The following is an 18,175-nucleotide window of genomic DNA, read 5'->3' on the forward strand; positions in this document are numbered from 1 at the left end:
CAGCAGGTAGTTACACACGGACGTTCGGAACGGTCACGACCTTAACGTGCCGGTGGTGATCGCGACCCTGGACGCATCGCTCGACCGGGTGGCCGCCGAGCGCTACGACCAGCGGTTGATGAACTCGACCGCCGCGGCGTTCACGACCTCGGGGTGGGTGGCGCTGAGGAAGTGCTGGCCGCCCTCGACGACGCGGAGCTCGGCGGCGGCGCTGTTGACGAAGAGACCGATCTCGGCCTCGGCGTTCGCCACCGAGTAGACCCGGTCCGCCGTGCCGTGCATCCACAGGACGGGGCACCGCACGCTGTCCAGCCGGCCGTGCAGGCCGTCCCGGTCACGCAGGTTGATGCTGCTGATCCGGAGCCGCTGCCGCCCGGCGTCGCCGGCGTAGTTCTCCTGGTGCGTCTGGTGCCAGAACTCCCGCTCGTCGGCCGGGACGTCGTCGCCCATGCCCTCCGCGAGGGTGGCGTCGACGAGCTCGACCGGGACGGCCCAGTCGTCGCCGACGGGCTCGGCGAGTGCGTCGATGGCGGGGGTGCAGAACGCGACCCCGTCCCAGCAGCCCAGGTCGCGGCTGCGCTGGCTCTCGAAGTCCATCGAGGTGCCGAGCGGGACGATGCCCTTGATCCGGTCGGGGGCGAGCATCGCCATGCGGGCCGCGATCCAGCCGCCCTGCGAGGTGCCCAGCACGAAGGCCGCGGGGATGCCGAGCGCCTCGAGCACCTGCAGCCCGGCGATGGCCGTGTCCCAGTAGGTGAACTGCCCGTACGAGGTGCGGGTCTTCCCGTGCCCGTAGGGCTCGATGGCGAGCAGGTTGGCGGTGGCGGAGAGCTGCTCGTCCGCGAACTGGGGCCGGTACAGCTCGACGGAGGTGGTGAAGGAGTTGACCATCACGAGAGTCGGGAGCGACGCGTCGTAGGCGCTGCCGAACCGGTAGCCGATGGTGGAGCCACCGAGGTGCGGGATCTGGATCGTCTCCGTGGCGCTCATGGTGTCCCTCACGGTTCTCGCAGGTCGGTCGCCGGTCCGGCCATCGTGGCGTCCGGCTCAGCAGGGGTCAATCGTCGCGGGTCGCCGTCTCACCGGGGTCGCGGCAGGTCGTCGAGGTCGAAGGCGGCATGGAGGGCTGCGGTCAGTTCGACCTCCTGCTCCGGGAGCAGCCGACCGATCTGCCGGCCGAGGGCCGTCGCGAGCACGGTGACGATGGTGTCGCAACTGACGACGCTGGAGTGGTCGACTCCGTTCTCCGGACCGACGGGGACCTCGGTGGACAGCCCGCGGACGGTGCTCGTGATCGGTGCGACGGTCACCCGCGTCATGTGCGGCCGGACCAGCTCCCGGGTCAGCACCAGTACCGGTCGGGTCTTGTCCAGCTGCGCGAGATGGATCGGTCGCATCAGGTCAGGTCGTCGAGTGGCGTCCGGGCGGCGTGCCGGGCCAGGGCGTCGAAGTCGTCGTCCCCGCCACCGGCCAGGATCGCTGCGTCGCGCGCGGCGACCTGTCGCCGGCGCTCGCGGTGCAGCGCCCGGCTGACCACCGCCGCTCGGGATTCGGCCTTGCCTTCGGCGACGAGTTGATCGATGAACTGCACGAGCTCCTCGGGGAGCCGGACGGCGATCTGGGTGCTCATCGACCCACGGTACCGCTCTGGGATGCATAGTGGGATGTGTCGGGCGTACACCCCGGTCACCGTGGCATCGGTGCTGGTGGAACGGCGCGCCCAGGTCCGGGGGGATGGCCGGGTCCTCAGCGACAAGAAGCTGGCGGCGAGGTAAGCCGGGCGGTGGCGCTGTGGATCCGGTCCCTGGAGGGCTGAGGTCCGCGCTCGCTCAGACCAGTTCGGGGACGCGCAGGTGGGGCAGGACGACGTCGAACTCGGCCACGTCGGTGGCTGCCATGCGCAGCGCGCGGCGGAACTCGTCGCGGATGTACATGGCCCGCTGGCGGGAAGCCTCCATGGCGCGCCGGTCGGCGTAGACGGCGGTGAGGGAGTTGTCGCCGGTCTGCCGGTCGAGCATCAGGCTGAGGCTGCAGAAGCCGGGCATCTCGTCCATCCGGGGGATGAGGTCCCTGCGGAAGACGTCGAGGACCTTGTCGACGGAGGCCGGGTCGACGCGGGACCAGGTGACCCGGGCGCAGGAGTCGTCGCCGGCGGGGTGCAGCCGGTGCATCGCCGCGATCTCCCACTCCCGCACCTCGGGCTCGGGAGCACCGAACTGCTCGGTGGCCTGCTCACGCATCCGGCGGACCGCCTCGCGGGTCGCGGCCATCGCCTCCTCGCTCTCCCAGGCGGTGGTGACGATGCAGCGGCCGGAGTCGCGGTCGCACAACATCGACAGCCCGACGCAGCCGTCCATGCCGCTCACGGCGGGCATGACGTTGTCGCGGACGTCGGCGATGCCGGCGTCGATGCGGTCCGGGTCGGCGGTGATCGTGGTGGTGCGGGCGTGCATGACGCCCTCCCTTCCGGGGACGGACGCGCGGCGCCCCGACGGCGTCGCCGCAGGTCATCGTGCTCAGGTGCCGACCGCTGTCAACTGGAGCGCGCGCGGTAGTGCCCGTGCCGTTGCCGCCGCCGACCCCGGAGCCGGCGCGGATCGCGGTGAGCAACCTCTGCGAGGAGGCCGTCACGGGCGCGATCCCGTGGGACGTCGTCATGCCATTCGAGCGCCCGGCCAAGGGACGGTAGCGGCGCGGAACCGAGCGGCGGTCCCGGTGCCGCGCCGCCGTCCTCCTCAGACCAGCTCGGGGACGCGCAGGTGGTGGATCACGAGATCCATCTCGGCGACCTCGGTGATGTCGACGGGCATCCGGCTGCTGAACTCGTCCCGCATGCGATCGCCCATCTCCCGCGAGGAGTCCATCGCCTCGCGGCTGTCGAACGTCACCGTGCTGACTCCCCGCCCCTGCGCGCGGTCGACCATCAGGCTCACGCTGCAGAACCCGTCCGTCTCGTCCAGGCGGGGAAGGATCGCTGCCTTCCAGGCCTCGATGACGCGGTCGATCTGGGCGGTGTCGTGCAGGCGGCTCCAGATCACCCGCGCGCAGGCGCCGTCGCCGGCCGCGTGGGCCCGGTGCACGGTGGCGATCTCCCACTCCCGCACCTCGGGTTCGTGGCCGCCGAACTGCCGCACGGCGCGGTCGCGCATCGAGCGGACCCGCTCCCGGGTCGCGGCCATCGCCTCCTCGGACTCCCAGGCGGTCGTGACGATGCAGCGGCCGGAGTCGCGATCGCACAGCATCGAGAGCCCGACGCAGCCGTCCATCTCCAGGACGGCGGGCATCACGTCGTCGCGGATGTCGGCGATGCCGTCGTCCATGCGGGCCGGGTCGGCGGTGAGGGTGGTGGAACGGGCGTACATGACGCCCTCCCTTCCAGGAGGAGCGCGGCGCCCCTGCGGCGTCGCCGCAGACGTCATCGTTCTCCGCCGCCCGGCGCTGACGACAGGTGCGGAGGTCCCGCATCGGGAACCCGCGTGGGCGAGGCGCGGCCGGTCGTCGTCGTCCTGGGGCGGTCAGACGGGCAGGGCGGGCGCCCGGGCAGAACGGATGTCCAGCAGTTCCACGACGTCCGCCAGCGGTGCGGGCCGGCCGAAGTGCCAGCCCTGGCCGAAGCTGCAGCCGACCGCGCGGAGCTGGGCGTCCTGCTCGGCCGTCTCGACGCCCTCGGCGACGACGTCCAGACCCAGTCCGTGGGCCATGCCCACGATGCTGCGCAGCATCGTGGCCCGCCGCGGAGAGCTGGTGATCGTCGCGGTGAACGACGCGTCGAGCTTGAGGATGTCCAGGGGCAGGGTGTCCAGGCGGCTGAGGGACGAGTAGCCGGTGCCGAAGTCGTCGATGGCGACGATGAATCCCAGGGCGCGCAGCTCGTGCAGCGTGGCGACGGCGACGGAGGACTCCGCCTCCAGGAGGCTCTCGGTCACCTCGAGCACGGTCTCGCCGGCCCGCCAGCCGGTCTCGGCGAGCACGGCGCGGACCCGCTGTGCGTAGCCGGGGTCGGACAGCTCGCGGCCGGACACGTTGATGCCCACCCGCAGCCGCCGTCCCGTAGCGGCGTGCAGCGCGGCCAGCTCGGTGCAGGCGGTGCGGAACACGTGCTCGCCCAGGCGGGGCATGAGGCCGTGCTGCTCGGCGACGGCGACGAACTCGTCCGGCGGCACCGGGCCACGCTCGGGGTGCGTCCAGCGGGCCAGCGCCTCCACGCCGACGACCTCGTCGGCGCGCAGGTCGAGGATCGGCTGGAAGTGCACCGTCACCGCGCCGGTGTCGAGCGCCGCGGCGAGGTCGGTGGCCAGGTCGGAGGTGGGTCCGCACTCGAGCCGGCACCCGCCCCGGCCGGCCGCCTTGACGCCGTAGAGCGCCAGGTCGGCGCGGCGCATGAGCTGTGCGGCGCTGTCGCCGGGGCGGTGCTCGGCCACGCCGCAGGACATGCCGATGTCCGGGTGCAGGGCGCGGACGCGGCGGACGACGTCCAGGGCGGCCGGGCCGGTCAGGCCGGGCAGCAGCAGGGCGAACTCGTCACCCCCGTGCCGGGCGAGAAGGGCCGGCGCCGGCAGGGCCGTGCGCCAGACGTCGGCCACCCGCTGCAGCACCCGGTCCCCGACGTCGTGCCCCTGGGAGTCGTTGAGGGCCTTGAAGTGGTCGAGGTCGAGGAGCGCCGCCGACATCGGCTCGCCGGTGCGGGCGGCCGCCGCCATCGACTGGTCCATCGCCTGGTCGAAGCCGCGCCGGTTGGCCAGGCCGGTGAGCGGGTCGCGGCTGGCGCTGGAGGCGCACATCACCAGGGCGCGGGTCACCGTGCTCAGCCCGATGACCACCGCGACCAGCGCCAGGGCGGTGGGCAGAGCGACGTCGCCGCGGAGCAGCAGGGCGGTCGTGACGCTGCCGAGAGCCGCGAGCACGTGGACGACGGCGAGCCGGAGGCTGAAGAAGCAGGCGTCGATCGCGATGAAGCTGACCAGGGAACCGATCACGACGGCCGTCACCGGATCGGGGCTCAGGGTGACGGCGGCGACGACGACCGCGGTCGCCAGGGGGATCGCGACGTGGAAGGCCTGCCGGGGCCAGCGCTGCCCCCACCGGAAGGCGATGGCGGCGCCGACGAGCACACCGCCGGCGAGGGTGACCAGCACGGGGCGCGACGGGCTGCCCGGGTCGGCGCCGAAGGTGGCGAGCATGCCGGTGGTGCCGCCGATGAGGTAGAGGACGGCGAGGGTCCGGGTCATGACACGCGGGGTCGCCACCTCGGGGACGCCTGACCACCTCATGGGAACGACATCGACCGGAAAGTCCGCGCCGTTGACCGGGCTCCCTCGTCCGGGGGAGCGAGGGGCGGCGGGAGGCCGCTGCCTGCGTGTCGACAGCGCGGAGCGACACGGCAGCATCCGGGGACGTGACCGCTCCCGCACCGCACCGCTTCGTGGCCCACGTCGTCGAGGAGTCGACCAACAAGATCCACGAGGACGACGTCGCGCGGCGGTACGGCTTCTCCGGGGCGCTGGTTCCCGGCGTCGAGCTGTTCGCCCGCACGACGACGCCGCTGGTGGCGGCCTGGGGAGCCGAGTGGCTCTCCCGGGGCCGGATCGACCTGCGCTTCCGGCGGCCCACCTACGACGGCGACGAGCTGCTGGTCGAGGCGGCGGACGGCCGGCTCACGGTCAGCGACCCGGTCGGGGAGCTGCGGTGCGTCGGCTTGGCAGGGCTCGGCGCGGACCGCCCCGACCTCACCGGCTACCGGCAGGTCGCAGCGCCGTCCGACCCGGTGTCCGACCCGGTCGTCGGCCCGCTGGGCAGCGTCTCGGAGGCCGGCACCGTGGAACGCAACGACTGGTACCTGGATGCGATCGGCGAGCCGCTGGAGCTGTACCGGCAGGAGGCGCTGGTGCACCCCGGGCTGCTGCTCCGGCTGCTCAACGAGCTGCTCATGCAGAACGTCGCCCTGGGGCCCTGGATCCACACGTCCAGCGACTGCCGGTTGCTCGACCTCGCCCGGCTGCCGGTGCGGCTGACCGCGCACGGGCGGGTCACCGGCGTGGGCCGCCGCGGCCGTCACGACGAGGTGCGCTACGACGCGCTGGTGCTGGCCGGCGACGAGCCGGTGCTGCAGGTGCACCACACCGCGCTCTACCGGCTCGGCGCGGACTGATCCCGCCGGCGCGCGGCTGCGCGCTGCGCGGCGACCCGGGTGAAGTCGTCGTTCCGCTCGGCCGGCACCGGGGCGACGTCGCTCGGGCGTGGGGTCACGACGTCGCCGTCGGTCTCCGTGGCGGGACGGCGTCAGGCCTTGGCGAAGGTCTCGGCCGTCTCGCTCTCGAACTCCAGGCCCAGGAGCGGCTCGTCGCCCACGACCCACGCATCGTGTCCCGGTTCGAGCCGGTAGGTGTCGCCGGCGCCGAGGTCGGTCTCGGCGCCGTCATCTGCCTTGATGTGGATCCGGCCCGAGATGACGAAGCCCAGGTGGGCGGCCTGGCAGCTGTCCGTGCCGACGAGCGGCTTCAGGCAGTCCGACCACCTCCAGCCGGGCTGCAGGGTGTAGCGGGCGACGGTGGCATCGCCCAGGTGGACGACGTCCATCCGGGTCTTCTCCGGGGTCCGGGACTCGTCGGGACGGTCCATGTTCTTGCTCTCGATGCTGACCATCACCTGGTCCTCTTCGCTGGGCACAGCAGAACCCGAGGTGACCGGGCCGCACCCCCGGACGGCGCTGCCCTGCGGCGTCGGGCGACGCTGCCCTGCGGCGTCGGGCGACGCTGCCCGGCCGATCCGAAGAGTCCTCGCACCCCGGCGGGGAATCAAGGCCTCCGGTCCCGGGATCGCCGTGGGATCAGGCGGTCCCGGGCACCCGGAAGTGGGCCGGCACCGGCCGGTGTCCCTCAGGCCATCTCGGGAACGCGCAGGTGGTGGATCACCAGCTCGAACTCGGCCATGTCGGTGATCTCCAGGCCCATCTGCTGGGTGAACTGCTCCCGCATCCCGCGCACCGCCTCGGCGGACCGCTCCAGAGCGCCCCGGTCGTCATAGGCGGCGGTGGTGACGCCCATGCCGGTCTGCCGGTCGCCCATCATGCTGACGCTGCAGAATCCGGGGACCTCGTCGAGCCGCGGGATCAGGCCGGTGCGGAACGTCTCGGTCATGTCGTCCATCCGGGCGGGATCGCCGCGCGTCCACGTGACGCGGCACCAGGCGCCCTCGGGTGCCCGGTGCGCGCGGTGCAGGACGGCGATCTCCCACTCCCGGACGTCGAACTGGCCGCCCATGACGTCGGCGGCCCGCTCCCGCATCGCGCGGACCGCGTCCCTGCTGGCGCTCATCGACTCCTGGGAGTCCCAGCTCGTCGTGACGATGGACCGTCCGGCCTGGCGGTCGCACAGCATGGACAGGCCCATGCAGCCGGGCATGCTCAGCACCGCGGGCATGACCTCGTCGCGGGCGAAGGCGATGCCGTCGTCCATGCGCTCCGGGTCGGCGTGGACGGTGTTCGATCGGGCGTACATGCCGCCCTCCTCTCGGGATGGCGGGCGGCGCCCCTGCGGCGTCGCCGCAGCGGCCATGCTGCTCGCGGTCGGGAGGCTGTCAACGGCTCCGCGCGCGGGCCGGGACGCCGCTTCGCAGAAGCCAGACGGCGGACCGTGCGCCGCTACCGCCGGTCGGTTCGACCTGATCGACGGTGACGCGGGCGCGTCTTCGCCCTCGACGCCGTGGTCGCGTTCCTGGCTCGCCTCCTCGCTACGCCGGCCCCGGACGGGATGGCGCCGAGGAAGGGTCCACGCCGCGGCAGTCGCGCAGGTAGGCGTCCCAGTCCCAGCCGGCCAGGAACTCGCGCGCGGCCCGCGCGCCGGCCGCGACCAGCCGGGCCCGCTCGGCCGCGTCGATGTCGAACTCGGTGAGCCCGGTGCCGGTGGTGCCGACCGAGAATGCCCGGCGGCGCACGCAGGGGTCGGCCAGGTAGGTGCGGTCCCGCCCGGTGACCGTGGTGGCGACCAGGGAGTCCAGCAGCCGCAGCGGCGGCAGCAGGTGCCGGCCGCCGAACACCGAGACGTCCTCGTCGGCGAGCGTGTCGCCCACCCCCACGCCGAAGGTCGGCCAGCGCGGGGTGGCCGCGTCGGTGCGGTCGAAGATCTCGATCGGGAAGTTGGACAGCACCCCGCCGTCCACCAGCGTCGACCGCCGCCCGGTGCGCGGGTCCCGCAGGCTCCGGGGTGCGAGGAAGTAGGGGATCGCCAGGGACGCACGGACGGCGTCGGCCACCGGCTGGCGGTCAGGATCCAGGCCGAACTCGCGGTAGTCCCACGGCAGTCGCAGCAGCCGGCCCCGGGTCACGTCGGTCGCCGTCACCACCAGCCGGTAGCGCTGCCACGGCTCCAGCGCGGGGTCGTCGCCGGGGTCCTCGCGGCGCAGGTCCCTGAAGGTCACGATGCCGAGGTCGGCCAGCTCCCGGCGCACCCACTCGGTGATGTAGCGGCCGGGGTGCAGTCCGGATCGGAGCAGCAGCCCCGCCGCCGGCGCCAGCAGGGGCACCGGCGCCCAGGAGTCCGGGATGCGGTCGTACTCCAACCGGGCCGCTGCTGCCCGGATCCCGTCGGCGGAGAGGCCTGCGGCGAGGAAGGCGGCGAGGACAGCGCCCGCCGAGGAGCCGGCGACCCGCTCGAACCGGTACCGGCCGAGCAGTTCGACGGCGGCGCCCGTGAGCGCGATGCCCTTGACTCCGCCGCCCTCGAGCACCAGGTCGGCCGGCAAGGGGCCCGGCGAGGTCATGCCCCACCGTAGGACCGTCCCTGGGTCCCGCGCTGTGCATCCGGGCGGGCGGGCACGGCTTGCCGGTGAGGCCCGTGGCGACCCGCTGCCGGACCGAATCAGCCCGGCCGCAACCGGTCGTACAGGAAGCGGGTGGTCGCGGCGGCCAGCTCCTTGCGGGAGGACGCCCGGCGGAAGACGTGCCCCTCGCCGGGCAGCTCCAGGTACTCCACCGGCCGGTCGAGCGCCCGCAGCGCCGCGACGATCTGGTGCGCCTCCCCGATCGGCACGTTGGTGTCGTGCTCGCCGTGCACGACGAGCAGGGGGACGTCGATGCTGCCCGCCGAGGCCAGAGGTGAGATGTCCTCGAGGAGTGCTCGGTCGCGCTCGGGGTGCCCGTACTTGGTCACCGCGGCCGCGGCGATCCACGGCTCGCTGTCGCGGTAGAAGGTGACCAGGTCGGACATGCCGCAGATGTCCACCCCCGCGGCGAAGACCCCCGGCGAGAAGGCCAGGCAGGCGAGGGTCAGGTAGCCGCCGTAGGAGCGGCCGGTGACCGCGAGCCGTCCGGGTTCGGCGATGCCGGCTTCCACGAGGTGCTCGGCGGCGGCCAGGACGTCGGCGAAGGCGTCGTACCGGCCGTGCAGGTCGTCGGCGTGCACGAACTCGCGGCCGAAGCCCGACGAGCCGCGGATGTTGAGCGCGAACACGCTCAGGCCCGCGGCGGCCAGCGCCTGGTGCTGCGGTGCGAAGGCGGGACGCTCCTGGTCCTCGGGCCCCCCGTGGAGGTAGACCACGACCGGGCCGGCGCCGTTGAGCCGGCCGGGGGCGCGGTAGAGCCAGCCGCTCAGCGGCAGGCCGTCGCGCCCCTGGAACGTCTCCAGGGTCGGGACGACCAGCCGGCGCCTGGGCAGTGGCGGGGCGGAGGTGACCCGCGTCCAGGCGTGGGTGGTGGTGTCCAGGTGCCACAGCTCCCGCGGGCGCGTGGGCCCCTGCACGCCGAGCACGACGCCGGAGCCGTCGCGGCTGAGCACCGGGTCGGCGGCCACCAGGCCCGGGAGACCGGAGATGGCGGTGCGCCCGCCCGTGGCCGTGTCCAGGAGCTCCAGCTCGCTGCGACCGGCGACGTTCCACACCAGCAGCAGCAGCCGGCCGGCGTCGTCGGCGTCGATGCACTCCAGCTCGGCGTCCTCCCGGGCCGCGAGTGTGCGCGGCTCGCCGCGCCAGCCGTTGGGGCCGAACGGCAGCCCGATGAGCTGGCGGCGGGGCAGGCCCACGTCGGAGGCGAGGTAGACGTACACCGGCCCGGCGTGGTCGTCGGGGGCCGGGCGGATCAGGGCCACCTCGGTGGACCCGGTGGCGCCGTGCGGCAGCGCGCTGAAGTCCTCGTCCATGAGCCGGTCGACGACGCTGACGTACTCCTGTCCGCGCTCCCCATCGCGGAGGACGATGAACCGTTCCTCCAGCGAGATGTCGAGCACGTGGACGAGGTCGCCCTCGGCGAGCGGGTCGAGGCGGCCGGTGGAGGGGTCGGCGAGGTAGGCGCGGGTGGGTGCGCCGGGCACCGTGCCGGGGACGGTGACCACGAAGCGGTGACCGCTGCGGGTCCACGGGCCCAGCTCGGCGTGCTCGTCGGTGCCGCCGGCGACCCGGCGGGCGTCGGAGCCGTCGGGCCGGACCACCCAGACCGCCGTCCGGACGCCGCCGTCGGTCGCGACCTCGCAGGCCAGCCAGCGGCTGTCGGCCGCCCACCGCACCGAGATCACCGGGTCCTCGGACAGGGGCACGTGCCGGGCCGGCGGCTGCGCGCCGTCGAGGACGACGTCCTGGATCCACAGCTGCGGGCTGCCCGAGCGGTCGCTGATGAAGGCCACCTGTCGGGCATCCGGCGTCATGTTGGGGCCCCAGCTGCCCCAGGCGTCGACCAGCCCTTCGGCGAGCGCCACGGCGTCCTTCACCGTGCTGGTCGGGACCCGGACGCCCGCTCCCGGGCCGTCGGCTTGCTCTCCAGCGGAGGGCACAGCTGTCCCGATGTCCGCAGTCACCGCCCCGAGCCCTCCAACCTCCGCAGCCAGATCTGCAGGAAGGCAAGGTCCCACAGTGCCTTCGAGCCGAGGTGGTCCGGGTGGCGTCGGGCGCGTGCTGCACAGCCGCCACGGGGCTCGGGCGGTACCGGCCACGCCCAGGTCGTACGGGGCGAGAGCGATGGCGATCCCGGCGGGGCAGGAGGTATGGCGGCCCCGACGCCTGTGGTGAGCCAGGTGGTCGCTGCTCCTGGCGGGACGGGAGAGAGGAAAGGGGTTCGGAGTCGGCCGAGCGGCATCCCCGGTACGCCGTTCTCCGTGCCTACGGTCCAACTCGTGGTCGACGACGCGCAGTACGAGTTCACGTCCGTGCAGGCGATCCGCGGCACCGAAGCCAAGACGATCGCGAAGTGGAGGACGGACGGCTGGGAACTCGACAGCCGGGACCAGGGACTGCTGCGCACGGAGTTGACCTTCCGCCGCGTGAAGCCGGTGACGTTGGGCGCCCGAGCGTGGGCGGCCTTCGGCCGGTTGGAGCCGAAGGCACAGCGCGGTCTGGTGGCCGCGGCGGGTGTGCTGGTCCTGCTCGTGATCTCCGGCGGTGTCGTCATCGGGGTGCAGGCTGGGGACGGCACTTCCGTGTCGCCCGCGTCAGCGGCAGTGGCTGCAGCCGAGGCCACGCCGACTGAGCAGCCGTCCGAGGTCGCCGTCCGAGCCCCGGAGGCGACCACGCCGGCGGAGCCGGAGGTCGCGTCCCCGGCACCACAGGCGCCGGAGACCTCGGCCCCGGCGCCCGTCGTCCCGGAGCCGCAGACCCTTGCTCCGGCTCCGCCCCCTGCTCCGGCCCCTGCTGCGGCGCATCCGGCGTACGAGCCCCCGGCCAGCACGGACACATTCTTCGAGAACTGCGACGCCGCACGGGCCGCAGGAGCCGCTCCGGTGATGCGTGGTGACGCCGGCTACGGGTCACACCTGGACCGCGAGGGCGACGGCATCGGCTGCGAGTAGCGCCGTTCGATTGGCGATGGACCCCCGTCGCCCCGCGGTGCTCACGCTCGGGCGTGTGAGGGTTGGTCTCCCGGTTGTGTCACTGGTATCGGCTAGACCTCTCGGCGGTACAGGAGTCGCCCCGCAGCGGCCGACGACGACGATGCGGAAGGGCGCGGGATGCAGCGACTCGACGGACGGCTGGTGCTCAGCCCGACCGATCTGACCTCCCACCAGGAGTGCCGGCATCTCACCCGGCTCGACCTGGGCGTGGCCGCGGGGGAGTGGGTGGCGCCCTCGGACGGGGCGACGCCGGAGACGCAGTTCGTCTTCGACCGCGGCATGGCGCACGAGGAGAAGTACCTGGCGTCGCTGCGGGCTGCAGGGAAGACGATCGCCGAGATCGACACCGCGTTCGACGCCTCTGGGCGGCGTGCGGCCGAGGCGCAGACGGTCGAGGCGATGCGCCGCGGCGTCGACGTCGTCTACCAGGGGACGTTCTTCGACGGCGCCTGGGGCGGGCAGGCCGACTTCCTGCTCCGCGTCGAGACGCCGTCCCTCCTCGGCGCCTGGTCGTACGAGATCGCCGACACGAAGCTGGCGCGGAAGCTGAAGGTCGCCGCGCTGCTTCAGATGGCGACCTACGCCGAGCGGCTCACCGTGCTGCAGGGGGTCGAGCCGGCGCGGATCCACGTCGTCACCGGCGACGGCGGGTCGCGGCCGTGGCGGCTGGTCGACGTCGCCGCGTACGCCCGGCGCGCGCGGGCCCGGCTGGAGAGCTTCGTCGACGCGCCGCCGGAGACCGGCCCCTCGCCGATCGGCCACTGCGAGCAGTGCCGCTGGGCCGAGCGGTGCAACGCGGAGCTACGGGAAGCGGACGACCTCGGCCTGGTGGCCGGCATGCGCGGTGACCACCGGGACGCGCTGCGGGCGGTCGGCATCTCGACGATGGCGGCGCTGGCGTCGGCGTCGCCGGAGCGGCTGAAGTCCTCGGGGATCGGTGCCGATGCGCGCACCCGGCTGCAGCAGCAGGCGGCCGAGCAGCTTCGCGAGCGCACCACGGGGGAGTCGTCGCGGACGCTGCTCGACCCGGTGGACGGCCTGGGGCTGCTCCGGCTGCCGCCGCCGAGCGCCGGCGACCTGTACCTCGACTTCGAGGGCGACCCCTGGTTCGAGGACGGCGCCGGCATCGAGTACCTCGCCGGGATCGGCGACCGCTCCGGCGGGTTCACTCCGCTGTGGGCGCACGACCGCCCCGCGGAGAAGCAGCTGGTCGCCGACCTCATCGACCGGATCGTCAGGGCGGCGCAGGCCGACCCGGCGATGCACGTCTACCACTACGCGCCCTACGAGGTGACCGCGCTCAAGAAGCTGACCGGCGGCTACGGCGTCCGCGAGGCGGAGCTGGACCAGCTGCTGCGCGAGGAGCGGTTCGTCGACCTCTATCCCGTCGTCCGGCAGTCGATGCGGATCAGCAAGGAGTCGTACTCGATCAAGCAGGTCGAGGCGTTCTACGGGCGGTCGCACGAGGGGGCGGTGGCCAGCGCGCTGGGCAGCGTCCTGGAGTACGAGGCCTGGCTGGAGGACGGCGACCAGGCGCGGCTGGACGGCATCGAGGCCTACAACAAGGACGACGTCGACTCGACCCGCGAGCTGCACGAGTGGCTGGAGCAGCAGCGCGCCGTGCTGGAGGCGCTGCACGGGCCGTTGCCGCGGCCGGTGGTCTCGGTGGTGGCGCCGGACGCGAGGATGACGGAGGCGCAGGCCGCCGAGCAGGAGCTGACCGACCGGCTGCACGCGGCCGGGCACGGGCTGCTGGGTGACCTCGTCGGCTGGCACCGCCGCGAGGACCGGCCGGCGTGGTGGGAGGTCTACCGGCTGCAGGACCTCGACGCCGAGGAGCTGGAGCGGGACGGGACGGCGCTGGGCGGGCCGGCCTTCGTCCGGTACCTCGGGCCGGAGAAGCGGAGCCACCTGTACGAGTACTCGTTCCCGGCTCAGGACACGAAGGTCACCACCGGCGAGGCTCTCGACGTGGACACTGCGAAGAAGGTGGGCGAGGTCTTCCAGTTCGACGCTGCAGGCGGGCGGCTGGTGCTGAAGACGACAGCGACGGAACCGCCGCGTCCGCGTGGGCTCGGGCCGGGCGGGCCGCTGAACACCAAGGGCCTGCGCGAGGCAATCCAGGCGACGGGCGAGGACGTGCTGGCCGGCCGCGACTGCCTTGGTCAGGCGCTGGTCGAGCGGCGCGTTCCCGCGGGAACGCAGCTGCGCGAGGGGGAGACGACGACCGCCGCCGTCGTGCGGCTCGGGCTGGCGCTCGACGGTGAGGTGCTGGCCATCCAAGGCCCGCCGGGGAGCGGCAAGACGACCGCCGCGGCGGAGTTGATCCGGGAGCTGCTGGACGCCGGGAAGAAGGTCGGCGTGACCGCGACGTCCCACGCGGTCATCGGCAACCTGCTGAAGGCGGTGGGGCGGCCGGCGCTGCAGAAGTGCGAGGAGCACCAGCACTGCGGCGCGGACGGGGTGGCGTGGTCGAAGGACAACGTCTTCGTGGCGCGGGCGCTGGCGGACGGCGACGCGCGGCTGGTCGGCGGGACGGCATGGTTCTGGACCCGGGCCGACGTGGCGGAGGCCGTGGACGTCCTGGTGGTCGACGAGGCCGGGCAGTTCTCGCTGGCCAACGCCGTCGCCGTGGCGCGGGGCGCGCGGTCGATAGTGCTGCTGGGCGACCCGCAGCAGCTGGCGCAGCCCACCCAGGCGGTGCACCCGGGCGGCTCCGGGGCGTCGGCGCTGGAGCACCTGCTCGACGGCCACGCGACCATCCCGGCCGACCGCGGTGTGTTCCTCGACCGCTCGTACCGGATGCACCCTTCGCTGACGGCGTTCGTCTCCGATCTGGCCTACGAGGGCCGGCTGGAGGCGGCGGAGGGACGGGAACGGGTGGCGGTGCTGGGGGAGGGGCTGCTGGCCGGCAGCGGGCTGCGGGTGCACCCGGTCGAGCACGTGCTGACTGCGGCGGACAAGAGCCAGCAGGAGGCGGACGCCGTCGCGCTGTTGTGGCACTCGGTGCAGGGTTCGATGTGGCGGAACCACCTGGGGGAGGAGGCGCCGATCGGGCCGGCGGACGTGCTGGTGGTGGCGCCGTACAACGCGCAAGTCTCGCTGATCAAAGCGGCGCTGCCGGACGGGGCGCGGGTCGGCACGGTGGACAAGTTCCAGGGTCAGGAGGCGCCAGTGGTGATCTACTCGATGACCAGCACCAGCGCCGATGACGCACCGCGGGGCGTGTCGTTCCTCTACGACCTCAACCGGCTCAACGTGGCGGTGTCGCGGGCGCAGGCGCTGGCGGTCGTGGTGCTCAGCCTGCTGCTGCTCGACGCGCCGGTGCGGACGCCGGAGCAGCTGCGGCGGGTCAACGCGCTGTGCCGGCTGGTGTTGTCGGCGACCGTCGTCTGATCCCGACCGCGGTGGGAGAGGTCGTGGGGTCCCGTGGAGTGATGCCAGTCAGGTGATGTCCGCGTCGGCGCCGGGGCCGGTTCGCTCGGCAGGTTGGTGGGCTCATGGCCGGTACCGGTGAGGTTCAGCTCGAGGTGGACGGCGGCGTCGCGATCGTGACGCTCAACGCCCCTGACCGGCGCAACGCGCTGACGCCCGGGATGGCCGACGAGCTGATCGCCACGTTCGACGAGGTGGACGCCAAGCCGGAGGTCGGCGCGCTGGTCATCCGGGGTGTCGGCATGTCGTTCTGCGCTGGTGGCGACGTCGCGACGCTGACCTCGGCGGGCAAGGACCCAGCGGCACCTGACGCCTACGAGGGCATGGGGAAGATCTACTACTCCTTCTACCGGCTGGGGCAGGTGAAGGTGCTGACGGTGGCGGCGGTGCGCGGCTCGGCCGTGGGCGCCAGCATGAACATGCTGCTGGCGACCGACCTGCGGATCAACGCCGGGAGGCGCGGCTGCTGGTCGGCTTTCTAAAGCGGGGATGCATCCGGGCGGAGGGCAGTTTGTGATCCTGTCGCGCCTGATCGGCCGCGAGGCGGCCGCGGCGATGGCGCCGTTCGGCGAGGAGATCAACGGTGCGAAGGCCGTCGATCTCGGGCTGCCCTGAGCAGCGCCGGACGACGTCGGGTCGAGGACCGGGCGCGGGAGCTGGCGGCGCGGGTCGCCGCAGACCCGGAGCTGGCGCGGATCGCGGTGAGCAACCTCGCACGGGAGCCGTCACCGGCGCGATCCCGTTGGACGTCGCGATGCAGTCAGAGCGCCCGGCACAGATATGGTCCATGCGCCGCTCGGCGAGCTGATCAGCGAGGAACCACGGCGTAGAACGGCGGCTCATCCGGTCCGGGTCGGTCCGCCTAGCTGCTCACCGGCACGTCAGCGGCGGTCGAAGTCTGGCTACATGCTCGTCGGGCACTCGCTCGTCGGCGGGCGGCGGACCCGGGAAATGCCGTCGCCGAACGGTGAGCTGCCGAGCTGCTCGCGGTGGTGCAGGATTAGCCAGTATGCATTCCGCCTCGCGGAAGGTCAGGTCAGTGGAAACCGAGCGATCACTCTTTCCGCCAGGGCTTTCGTGCGATCTTCTATATCCTCCACGGTCCAGGATTCCTTCGTGGCGAGTTGCTGGTTAAGCGAGAGTCCGTTCCGATAGCCGATGAAGCGGCCCTTGGCATCGGTTCGGTCGCGCTTCTCCGTGAAAGACTTATTGCTGAGAGTACTGTTGTAGGCGGTGATCGTCAGGTTTCCAAGCCGATGAACATCTGCCCGCTGGGCTGCAGCCGCCGCCTCGGCTCCGCCGAGCATCTCCTTCCATTCGGTTGGTAGATTGTGCCCCTGTGGCAGTATGTGTTCGATGGTCCACACGAAGTGGCCCTTCTCCTGGGCCCACAAATCCTTCCAAGTCTCCTTCGTCATTGCGTCTTCTGATATGGCGGTGAGTATGAACCGGGCTACGTCTGTGTTCTCGTCGTAGATCGGTCCCTCGAGGAGCTTGCGGAACTCGTCGTCGCTCGATGAGGCGTCCGCGAGTAGGTGTGTAACGGCGCTGGTGACCCCGTCGGCGGTATGGCCAACGACCTCCTTGATGATCGTCATAAACAGTTTGGGCAGAGCGTACGTCTGCGGGTAACCGGTCAGATTGCGACGAACGAAGAAGCTCGTGAGCCGATCGACGACCTCAGCGACGTGGGTTTCGGTCATCGCCAAGTCCGGACGCTTGCTGAGCAACCACATCACGAGAACATAGGAGGGTGCGCCTTGGGCGCGCATGAGCTGGCGCAGGGAGACGTCGAGCTGATTCGACGAGTCGCCCTCGGCGACGCACGTGACCCGGCCGTAGATCTTGCTGGCCTCCACCAGCGCCTCGACGCCTGACTTGATGTTCTCTCCGAGCAGCGTTTCGTAGATGCGGATCAGCTTCGTCCGAGTGGCGACCGGCGCGTTAGGCACTTCGGGCAACTCCGACTTGAACGCGTTGTAATAGTGGCGTAGGAAGCGCTCTTGAACGGGATAGTTGTCGCCGAGGTTCGTCAGCATCTCGTTCCAGAGCTTGAACGCATCGTCCACGTTCATGACGCCCTTGCGTTCCGACTCGGCCAGTAGGTGGTTCTTGATGAGGTCGACCGGGGTTAGAGGCATGCCTCGGTTGTTCAAGGACTCGAAAAGGACGAATGCGTCGGCGTGGCTTGCCACCTCTATCTTGACCACGATGGCATGCTTGACGGCGTTCAACACCCGCATTGCGACCTTTACCGCACTGGTGTCATCGGTCCCCGACAACTCCGCAATCGAAGCACGGAAGAATTGAAAGCACTTATAGATGCGTCGCATCGGATAGTACGGCTTCTTGTGCGGGTCAATTTGCAGTCCCGCCTCGGCAAGTACCGTGCGGTAGTCGTCGCGGTTGCTCCCCTGAGTCTGTGGCGTGACCCGTGGCTCCCCGTCCGCCTTTCGGATGAGCTGTCGACCGAGATTCACCATGTCGGTCCGCGTGTCGTCATCCAGGTCGTCCTGGTTTTCCTTCAGCACCGAGTAAATGGCCGCCAACAGCAGAGTCAACGTCGTCGCCCGCTGCTGACCATCGATGACCTCCAGCACGCCGCTATGAACCGCATCTGTTGTTTGATTCAAGGTGATTATGGTGCCGAGGAAATGGGCACCCTCCGCTTCGATCAGGTCCTGGAACAAGGCCTCCCACTGCCCCTTCTGCCAGGAGTATTCGCGCTGGTACGGCGGAATTCGGTACACGAGGTTGCTCTCATGGCTGAACAGAACGTGGACCGGGTACTGGTTGGCCGACTTGATCACTGCTAGAGCCTACGGGCGCTCGAGGCAGAGCGTGTAGATGCGATTCGGCAAGCCGCGTCGACCCCGCTGAGAGGCGACTTTCGAAGCGGTGGCCTGTGCGTGGGACCGCACCACTCTCTC

At 71.8% G+C, this 18,175-nt stretch carries 15 protein-coding genes; 4 read left to right on the forward strand and 11 right to left on the reverse strand.

The features are described 5' to 3' along the window. Positions 1 to 102 precede the first annotated feature (102 nt). The 6 genes from O2W17_RS15590 to O2W17_RS15615 all read right to left on the reverse strand — a co-directional run bounded on the left by O2W17_RS15590 (position 103) and on the right by O2W17_RS15615 (position 5,228). Positions 103 to 990, reverse strand: a complete 888-nt coding sequence (locus O2W17_RS15590; RefSeq protein WP_269193351.1) for an alpha/beta fold hydrolase — start codon at positions 988 to 990, stop codon at positions 103 to 105. 89 nt (positions 991 to 1,079) lie between these two features. Further along, positions 1,080 to 1,397 (reverse strand): type II toxin-antitoxin system PemK/MazF family toxin, encoded by a 318-nt coding sequence (locus tag O2W17_RS15595; protein ID WP_269193352.1) that lies wholly within the window; start codon positions 1,395 to 1,397, stop codon positions 1,080 to 1,082. Continuing rightward, entirely contained in the window at positions 1,397 to 1,630 is a 234-nt protein-coding gene (locus O2W17_RS15600) for a ribbon-helix-helix domain-containing protein (protein ID WP_269193353.1), read from the reverse strand. The genes O2W17_RS15595 and O2W17_RS15600 overlap by 1 nt, the downstream gene beginning before the upstream one ends. A 199-nt stretch (positions 1,631 to 1,829) precedes the next feature. Beyond that, on the reverse strand, positions 1,830 to 2,453 hold the full coding sequence (locus tag O2W17_RS15605; protein WP_269193354.1) for an antibiotic biosynthesis monooxygenase: 624 nt from the start codon (positions 2,451 to 2,453) through the stop codon (positions 1,830 to 1,832). 282 nt (positions 2,454 to 2,735) lie between these two features. After that, positions 2,736 to 3,362: an antibiotic biosynthesis monooxygenase gene (locus O2W17_RS15610; protein WP_269193355.1), complete on the reverse strand. Its 627-nt coding sequence runs from the start codon at positions 3,360 to 3,362 to the stop codon at positions 2,736 to 2,738. Between the two features lie 153 nt (positions 3,363 to 3,515). Beyond that, positions 3,516 to 5,228: a putative bifunctional diguanylate cyclase/phosphodiesterase gene (locus O2W17_RS15615; protein ID WP_269193356.1), complete on the reverse strand. Its 1,713-nt coding sequence runs from the start codon at positions 5,226 to 5,228 to the stop codon at positions 3,516 to 3,518. Positions 5,229 to 5,395: 167 nt separating this feature from the next. On the opposite strand from O2W17_RS15615, the gene O2W17_RS15620 reads away from it, so the two are divergent. Then, positions 5,396 to 6,148, forward strand: a complete 753-nt coding sequence (locus O2W17_RS15620; RefSeq protein WP_269193357.1) for a hypothetical protein — start codon at positions 5,396 to 5,398, stop codon at positions 6,146 to 6,148. Positions 6,149 to 6,279: 131 nt separating this feature from the next. Here O2W17_RS15620 and O2W17_RS15625 read toward each other — a convergent pair whose 3' ends face one another. The 4 genes from O2W17_RS15625 to O2W17_RS15640 all read right to left on the reverse strand — a co-directional run bounded on the left by O2W17_RS15625 (position 6,280) and on the right by O2W17_RS15640 (position 10,682). Further along, positions 6,280 to 6,666, reverse strand: a complete 387-nt coding sequence (locus O2W17_RS15625) for a cupin domain-containing protein (RefSeq protein ID WP_269193358.1) — start codon at positions 6,664 to 6,666, stop codon at positions 6,280 to 6,282. A gap of 209 nt (positions 6,667 to 6,875) precedes the next feature. Next, positions 6,876 to 7,496, reverse strand: a complete 621-nt coding sequence (locus O2W17_RS15630) for an antibiotic biosynthesis monooxygenase (RefSeq protein WP_269193359.1) — start codon at positions 7,494 to 7,496, stop codon at positions 6,876 to 6,878. 232 nt (positions 7,497 to 7,728) lie between these two features. Further along, entirely contained in the window at positions 7,729 to 8,757 is a 1,029-nt protein-coding gene (locus O2W17_RS15635) for a patatin-like phospholipase family protein (RefSeq protein WP_269193360.1), read from the reverse strand. A 98-nt stretch (positions 8,758 to 8,855) separates the two neighbouring features. Continuing rightward, on the reverse strand, positions 8,856 to 10,682 hold the full coding sequence (locus O2W17_RS15640) for a S9 family peptidase (RefSeq protein WP_269193361.1): 1,827 nt from the start codon (positions 10,680 to 10,682) through the stop codon (positions 8,856 to 8,858). A 414-nt stretch (positions 10,683 to 11,096) separates the two neighbouring features. On the opposite strand from O2W17_RS15640, the gene O2W17_RS15645 reads away from it, so the two are divergent. The 3 genes from O2W17_RS15645 (at position 11,097) to O2W17_RS15655 (ending at position 15,727) form a co-directional block, all read left to right on the forward strand. After that, on the forward strand, positions 11,097 to 11,768 hold the full coding sequence (locus O2W17_RS15645) for an excalibur calcium-binding domain-containing protein (protein WP_269193362.1): 672 nt from the start codon (positions 11,097 to 11,099) through the stop codon (positions 11,766 to 11,768). Between the two features lie 159 nt (positions 11,769 to 11,927). Continuing rightward, on the forward strand, positions 11,928 to 15,206 hold the full coding sequence (locus O2W17_RS15650) for a TM0106 family RecB-like putative nuclease (RefSeq protein WP_269193363.1): 3,279 nt from the start codon (positions 11,928 to 11,930) through the stop codon (positions 15,204 to 15,206). A gap of 104 nt (positions 15,207 to 15,310) precedes the next feature. Then, positions 15,311 to 15,727, forward strand: a complete 417-nt coding sequence (locus tag O2W17_RS15655) for an enoyl-CoA hydratase/isomerase family protein (protein ID WP_269193364.1) — start codon at positions 15,311 to 15,313, stop codon at positions 15,725 to 15,727. A gap of 549 nt (positions 15,728 to 16,276) precedes the next feature. Here O2W17_RS15655 and O2W17_RS15660 read toward each other — a convergent pair. Then, the gene (locus O2W17_RS15660; RefSeq protein WP_269193365.1) at positions 16,277 to 18,055 is read right to left on the reverse strand and encodes a DUF262 domain-containing protein; all 1,779 of its coding nucleotides are present in this window, start codon (positions 18,053 to 18,055) and stop codon (positions 16,277 to 16,279) included. Between the last annotated feature and the right edge of the window lie 120 nt (positions 18,056 to 18,175).

It is taken from the genome of Blastococcus sp. VKM Ac-2987, from assembly GCF_026967805.1.
Taxonomy (GTDB): domain Bacteria; phylum Actinomycetota; class Actinomycetes; order Mycobacteriales; family Geodermatophilaceae; genus Blastococcus.

Coding starts and splice junctions, on each gene's coding strand:
- O2W17_RS15610 (WP_269193355.1), bottom strand. CDS start 3,362: ATGTACGCCCGTTCCACCACCCTCACCGCCGACCCGGCCCGCATGGAC.
- O2W17_RS15615 (WP_269193356.1), bottom strand. CDS start 5,228: ATGACCCGGACCCTCGCCGTCCTCTACCTCATCGGCGGCACCACCGGC.
- O2W17_RS15630 (WP_269193359.1), bottom strand. CDS start 7,496: ATGTACGCCCGATCGAACACCGTCCACGCCGACCCGGAGCGCATGGAC.
- O2W17_RS15605 (WP_269193354.1), bottom strand. CDS start 2,453: ATGCACGCCCGCACCACCACGATCACCGCCGACCCGGACCGCATCGAC.
- O2W17_RS15655 (WP_269193364.1), top strand. CDS start 15,311: ATGGCCGGTACCGGTGAGGTTCAGCTCGAGGTGGACGGCGGCGTCGCG.
- O2W17_RS15590 (WP_269193351.1), bottom strand. CDS start 990: ATGAGCGCCACGGAGACGATCCAGATCCCGCACCTCGGTGGCTCCACC.
- O2W17_RS15635 (WP_269193360.1), bottom strand. CDS start 8,757: ATGACCTCGCCGGGCCCCTTGCCGGCCGACCTGGTGCTCGAGGGCGGC.
- O2W17_RS15650 (WP_269193363.1), top strand. CDS start 11,928: ATGCAGCGACTCGACGGACGGCTGGTGCTCAGCCCGACCGATCTGACC.
- O2W17_RS15600 (WP_269193353.1), bottom strand. CDS start 1,630: ATGAGCACCCAGATCGCCGTCCGGCTCCCCGAGGAGCTCGTGCAGTTC.
- O2W17_RS15595 (WP_269193352.1), bottom strand. CDS start 1,397: ATGCGACCGATCCATCTCGCGCAGCTGGACAAGACCCGACCGGTACTG.